Source organism: Arthrobacter sp. HMWF013 (assembly GCF_003061105.1).
Lineage (GTDB): Bacteria > Actinomycetota > Actinomycetes > Actinomycetales > Micrococcaceae > Arthrobacter.
Map to the genome: position 1 here is coordinate 1 of NZ_QAIQ01000199.1, position 6,267 is coordinate 6,267.

Annotated in this window: 5 protein-coding genes; 2 read left to right on the forward strand and 3 right to left on the reverse strand. The window is 58.2% G+C overall.

Going from position 1 to position 6,267, the window contains the following annotated elements; genetic code table 11:
- Positions 1-22: 22 nt before the first annotated feature.
- Positions 23-628: a prepilin peptidase gene (locus tag DBR22_RS08545; RefSeq protein ID WP_108598667.1), complete on the reverse strand. Its 606-nt coding sequence runs from the start codon at positions 626-628 to the stop codon at positions 23-25.
- A gap of 354 nt (positions 629-982) precedes the next feature.
- Here DBR22_RS08545 and rplM point away from each other — a divergent pair, with 354 nt between their 5' ends.
- Together rplM and rpsI are read left to right on the forward strand one after the other, a co-directional pair.
- The gene (gene rplM / locus DBR22_RS08550; RefSeq protein ID WP_015937805.1) at positions 983-1,426 is read left to right on the forward strand and encodes a 50S ribosomal protein L13; all 444 of its coding nucleotides are present in this window, start codon (positions 983-985) and stop codon (positions 1,424-1,426) included.
- A gap of 38 nt (positions 1,427-1,464) precedes the next feature.
- On the forward strand, positions 1,465-1,971 hold the full coding sequence (gene rpsI / locus DBR22_RS08555; protein ID WP_104136643.1) for a 30S ribosomal protein S9: 507 nt from the start codon (positions 1,465-1,467) through the stop codon (positions 1,969-1,971).
- Positions 1,972-2,956: 985 nt separating this feature from the next.
- On the opposite strand, the gene DBR22_RS08560 is transcribed toward rpsI, so the two are convergent.
- Together DBR22_RS08560 and DBR22_RS08565 are read right to left on the reverse strand one after the other, a co-directional pair.
- Positions 2,957-4,894 carry a glycosyltransferase family 39 protein gene (locus DBR22_RS08560; protein WP_146187436.1) on the reverse strand — a complete coding sequence of 646 codons (1,938 nt, stop codon included), beginning with the start codon at positions 4,892-4,894 and terminating at the stop codon, positions 2,957-2,959.
- Positions 4,891-6,129 carry a bifunctional glycosyltransferase family 2/GtrA family protein gene (locus DBR22_RS08565; RefSeq protein WP_108598666.1) on the reverse strand — a complete coding sequence of 413 codons (1,239 nt, stop codon included), beginning with the start codon at positions 6,127-6,129 and terminating at the stop codon, positions 4,891-4,893. Before DBR22_RS08565 ends, DBR22_RS08560 begins: the two co-directional genes overlap by 4 nt.
- Between the last annotated feature and the right edge of the window lie 138 nt (positions 6,130-6,267).

Genomic DNA, 6,267 nt, shown 5'->3' on the forward strand with positions numbered 1-6,267 from the left:
CGTTTAGCGGGCAGCAAGCTAGCTAGAAAAGGAAGAGTGCTACGCCCGCTGCGGCGCCGAGCATTGATGGTCCATGGGCCACTTCAGCCTTACGATCCCTACGTTTTTGCGCTACTACAAGCACCGTGACAACACCATTGAGAATGAATCCGAGCAGTCCGCCGTAGAGCAGTTGCGTCCAACCTAAGTACCCCAGGTAGAGGCCAATCGGCGCGGCAAGCTTTACATCGCCCATTCCCAAGCTCGCTGGCGAAATTAACGCCAGAATCAGGTAAGTGACGAAGAGAACTGCCGCACCAGTCAACGCGCGCACCAGACTAATCAAGGGTTGCCCCCCAAAGGTGGCCGCCAATAAGCACGCCAGCCCCCCTGTTAATAGCGATAGAACCAGCGGGTTTGGCAGCAGATGGAGCAATACGTCAATTCGGGCCAGTTGCACGCCAAGGACGGCAAGGAGTGCGAACGCCGGCAGGGCCAGGTCGGCACCGAACCGGAATGCGAAGGCTGCACAGATCACCCCGGTGATTACCGCCGTCGTGATCCTGACGCGCATGGCCGGCAACGGACCGACTCTGGGGAGAAGCATGGCAATGAGGAGCTCTGCTAGCGGTGAGAGAATGAGACCCATCAGTCCGAGGAGAGCCACAAACAGCGGTCCGGCGGTAGCTGCATTACCCCAAATGGTCACTGCGTCCCCTACTTCTTCAGGCCGGCGGGCGGCGAAAGACTGTCCGGCTCACCCATTTTGACCCTGGGGCCCGGTTCAAGCTAACATTGGTAGTCGTTGTGCGTGTCCTTTCTCGATGATGCGTGCCCGCTTGAGAATCCGGTTGCAGGATAACTACTCAACGTGCACATTCGGGTCCTTAGGATGACTGGTTACATAGAGCCCTCACCTCTGTTCCGGTAGCGCATAGATAGTAGGTGCACACCTTAAGTGACGCCTAAACAAGAACGCCAGAACAAGAACGAGGCAAAAACCGTGCGTACGTACACCCCGAAGCCCGGCGATATCAACCGCCAGTGGCACGTCATTGACGCCACAGACGTTGTCCTTGGTCGTCTCGCGAGCCAGACCGCAATCCTGCTGCGCGGCAAGCACAAGGCCACCTTTGCGTCCCACATGGACATGGGCGACTTCGTCATCATCATCAACGCTGAGAAGGTTGCCCTGACCGGCGCCAAGCTGGAGCAGAAGCGCGCATACCGCCACTCCGGTTACCCGGGCGGCCTGACCTCCGTCAACTACGCGGAACTCCTGGAATCCAACCCGGTCCGCGCCGTTGAGAAGGCCATCAAGGGCATGCTCCCCAAGAACTCCCTCGCTGCACAGCAGCTGGGCAAGCTGAAGGTGTACCGCGGTGCAGAGCACCCCCACGCCGCCCAGCAGCCCAAGACTTTCGAAATCACCCAGGTCGCCCAGTAGTCCTGGCCACCAAACAACTTATCTATACAAGGAGAATCGTGGCTCAGAACGAAGAGACCACCGAAGCCGTTGAGGCTGAGGAAACCCTGACCAGCTACACCTCTGAAAGCGGAGCTGCTGAAGCTGCTGCGCCGAAGAAGGAGCGTCCGGCGCTGACCGTTGCCGGCGCAGCTGTTGGCCGCCGCAAGGAAGCTGTTGCCCGCGTCCGCGTTGTGCCGGGCTCCGGCAAGTGGACCATCAACGGCCGCGCGCTGGACAACTACTTCCCGAACAAGCTGCACCAGCAGGACGTCAACGAGCCCTTCAAGATCCTCGATCTTGACGGCGCCTACGACGTCATTGCCCGTATCCACGGCGGCGGCATCTCAGGCCAGGCCGGTGCCCTGCGCCTCGGCATTGCCCGTTCACTTAACGAGATCGACGTCGAGAACAATCGCGCCATCCTGAAGAAGGCCGGCTACCTGTCTCGTGACGCCCGCGTCATCGAGCGCAAGAAGGCCGGTCTTAAGAAGGCCCGTAAGGCTCAGCAGTACTCCAAGCGCTAATCCCGCTTACGTAGAAGCCCGTCCCGCCAATGGCGGGGCGGGCTTTTTGCTGCGACCTTCCTCTGTCAGTGCTTGGCGAGGACATGACAAGATTCAGCGCTCGCGAAAATGCGCCAGCGAAATTGGTAATGCGGAAGCCGCATTGAAGGACCGCGGCTTTGACACCCTCAAGATCCTGGGTGGCTTGTGGCGGTTCGCCGGGATGCCATCGGGTAATGCCTGACAGCGACCACGGGCCTGCCTACCATCCGTGACTGGGGTGGGACCTCTCGGCGATCCGAGGCGACGAGGCCGGCGCCGGCTGTCAGGACGCATCGTGATGCAGGTGTCGGGGCCACGATCGACCCGCTCCTGAAGTCCGCTAGGGACGCTGTCAATTTCAAGGGCTGTCAGCGGCAAGTCCGGGCGGCTGTTGGGAATTCCATCACGGTCCCCAGATCCGGGTGGCGGAACAACTGACCCTGGGTTTCATTGATGAGAACATGGTCGTAGGTTAGGACCCGACCTTAGCCGAGGCATTCGCCAGGTCCTGCCGCACCGGACGTGTTCACGGAGACGCCTGAAATGCCGCGCTTCGTTACGGGGTGGAGATACGGTTCTGAACGCCATGGAAGCATGTTGGCACGGCTCCAGTTCCCCTTGTTGGGTTTTTTGGGGAAGGGCAATGCGGGGAACGTCCTCAACTATGCCTTGAGCGCCGGGCCGACGACCGTGACAACTACTTCGCGCACTCCCGCCGTCTCAGTCCACCGGCTACTGCCCGGAAGACCGCGTCATCGATTCAACTATCGTCCAGACTAAGCCGATGAACTCGCTCCACTGATGGAGATCACGATCCGGTCGACCCCTCGTCCGTGGTATCACCGGCATTTGGACTCAAATGCGCCCTCGCGGCAATGAAAACGCTGACAGTGGAAGCATCTGTCATCTGAACGAAAACAGAGGTGGCAAGCAGCACTTCCGCGAGCATCCTGATACGACTCGTCTACTGTGCTAGGTCGTAGAACTCGGATCCGTCGAATTTATCGGGCGCGAAATTTGACCTTACCCACTCGACTATCCGGGCTGACTCTCCGCGCCCCTCGGAGGTAAGAGGCGGCAGGTTCTGCACCGTCAACGATCCGACTCGTTTCTGGTCTACGAGGGTTTTGAACTGCTCCAGGGTTGGATACGGGTCTGTCCCGTCGAAGCCACCAATTGGCATAACGGCCCGTCCGAGTTCCAGTTGGTAGTTTGCTGCCGACTCAGAACCTACCACCGCGGTGGCCCACGTCACCTCGTCCGGGACGGCTTCGATCTTCCTTAGGATCCCGTCGTTCGGGACATCCCCAAACATGACTGCAATGAAGCTCAGCGGAACATTTGGTCCGAGTTGCTGCCGGTCTGGATGGTCAGTGCGCACACCTCTGAGGCTCGGGCCAGCCACCACACCCGCGCCGGCATGGGGGCTCATTACAGTGTTTATCGACCAAAGGATTGGGCCGATGGTCAGAGCCAGCAGTAACAGGAGTGTGGTGGCCCACTGAACCCGCGGAAATTTTGTCGGCACGAGTTGCACCGCGATGGTCAGACCCCACAGCGCAAGAAACACCAGCGGCAGCCCTGGAAAGTCATTGGTGGAGCGTGCCGCTGAAACAAATGCCAATGTCATGGTCAGCGCAAGGGTAATGGCGAGAAGAGATCTGGACTGCCATCGGTGCTGTGTTCTTAGGAAACTCATTAGCCCAACTGCTGCCAAGGCACACAAGGACGGCACGACACTGAGTGCGTAGTACGGATGATAAATTCCAGACATGAACGCCAGCACAGAGGCAGAACAGATAAACCAAGCAACGCAAAGCAGGAGAAATGCGCGGTAACTCTTGCTTCCCCGTCTTTTCCAAAGAAGGAATACGGCCATGCAGAGTCCAGCGACTGCAAGGGGAAGGAACCATCCAAATTGGCCCGAGAACTGAGGTTGCAGGAACCGTTGGAATCCTTCGTCCAGGTCCTGAGCTAGTGCCTGAGTTTCAGGTGCCATGGTTCGGCCTGCGTCTGCTCCCGTCAGCCGATCCAATCCGTTGTATCCCATGGTCAGCTCAATGATGCTGTTGAGCCTCGACCCTCCAACATATGGCCTTCGCCCCGGGTCAGTCAGTTGGACTAGCAGGAACCACCACCCGCCGGAGACGACCGCAACCGTTGCTGCAAGCAGAAGGTGTCCCGCCCGGCGGAAGACGCCAAACGGTGCGAAGGCAAAGTAGGCGGCGCCGATTGCCGGGATGATCAGCCCAACTTGAAGCTGTTTGGTCAGGAACGCGGCTCCCGACAGGACGCCGGCCATTATCAGCAACTGCACTTTGCCGCGTTGGATTGATTCAAGGGTGCAATAGGCAATGCCGATCATGAGAAGGGTCAGAAGAGCATCAGGATTGTTGTACCGGAAGATCACGGTGGCCACCGGGGTGACCGCAAGAAAGGTTCCGGCGGCAAGTCCCGTAATTGTGTCGGTTTGGGTTCGGACCAGACGAAATAAGAGGTACACACTGGCGACGCCCATAGCCGCCTGGGGGAGCAGAATACTCCACGAACTAAGGCCGAATAAGCGAACCGAAAGCGACATGATCCACAGGCTCAGTGGCGGTTTGTCTACGGAAATTGCGTTGCCGCTATCCGAACTGCCGAAGAGAAAAGCCGTCCAGTCCTGAGCCCCGGACATTGCTGCTGCCGAGTAATACGAATTTGCCCAACCGTTGATGTCCAGGCCAAACGTATATAGCAATGCTGATAGGGCAAGCAATGACAGGAGGGCTGGACGTTCCCACACATGATCAGGACGCGGGCCCAAGAGCCAGCGCCGCCATCCGGACGAATAGCCGGCGTTAGCCCGTGGCGGTATGGGGAATGGCAAGAGTCCGACCAGATTTGACGATGCCGCAGTCACGGGGCAGCCTGGCCAGCAAGGCTTTTCGAAGCGATTGCGGATCGCTCGTCACGTCTCCCCACGCGGAACACCCAGATCCGAAGCAGCACAAACCTAATCAGGGTGGCAAAGATGTTCGCAGCCGTCAGCGTGAGCAATTCAGCGCCCGGCGTCGCGTCGCCGTTTATTGCATGTAGCACAAGCAGAGATGATGACGTGATACACCATGCAAGGAGGAAAACGATAAGGCCCTGGAGCTGTTGTGTGAACAGCCTCGCGGGACCGCTGATGCCAAAGGTGAACCTCCTGTTCGCGGCCGTGTTGCCGACAGCGGTCAGGAGCAGCGCCAAGAAGTTGGCCTGTTGCGCTCCGAAAGGACTTTGCAGTACTAGGTACAGCAGGGCGAACGCCAATGTGGAGAAGGCTCCCACCATGCCGAATCGGATAACTTGACCAAAGAAACTGGGACGTTCTGGTGGCACTATTGGCCTCCGACCGAGTTCGGCGTAAATGGCCTGGACGGGTATAGACCCTTTAAATAGGGAGCCAGCCACACGGACCATTCCGCGGAGGTCATCTAGAGCAGTCTGCTTGATGTCTACGCGACTGTCAGGGTCATCTATCCAGTCCACAGGAATCTCATGAATGCGCAATCCGGAACGTTCGGCGATAATCAGCAATTCCGTATCAAAAAACCAGCCGTTGTCCGCAATGTGCGGGAGGAGCCTACGCGCCACGTCCGCCCTAATAGCCTTAAACCCACATTGCGCGTCAGAAAAACGCACCTGCATGGTCCGTCGAAGGAGGAAGTTGTACGAACGTGAAATGAACTCCCTTTTTGGACCACGGCTGACTCTTGAGCTCTGACCAAGCCGCGTGCCGATGGAAATATCGGAATGCCCTGACAGCAGAGGGGCAACCAAGGGCGGTAGTGCCGCCAGATCGGTGGAAAGATCCACATCTAGATAAGCCAGGACTTTCGCATTCGAGGCGCTCCAGGCATCCCGAAGAGCGAACCCGCGCCCTTTGACCTCAAGGCGCCGATATTCCACATTCGGCAATCGCTCGCTGAGTCGCGCCGCAATTGCCGGAGTCCGATCGGTGCTTGCGTTGTCGGCGATGGTTATTTTCCACGTCGAAGGCATTTCGTGCGTCAGGTATTCGGCGAGCCTTGAGATGCTGTTTTCGAGTACCGCTTCCTCGTTGAAGACCGGTACTACAATTTCGAGCGCCAAGCCCCCATAGCTAGGTGTCATGCCTCAAAGAGTAGGGTCGGCCAATGGCCTATAGCGAGACTTTTTGACAAAGACAGGTACCATCCACGCAAACCAAGTAGTCCACAAAGCGAAGCCTAGTCAGGCGGCAGGTATTGGACCCATTCCGGCAAGTAGGAT

Excerpts from the sequence above, each read along its gene's own strand:
- DBR22_RS08545 (WP_108598667.1), bottom strand. The coding sequence starts at position 628 with ATGGGTCTCATTCTCTCACCGCTAGCAGAGCTCCTCATTGCCATGCTT.
- DBR22_RS08565 (WP_108598666.1), bottom strand. The coding sequence starts at position 6,129 with ATGACACCTAGCTATGGGGGCTTGGCGCTCGAAATTGTAGTACCGGTC.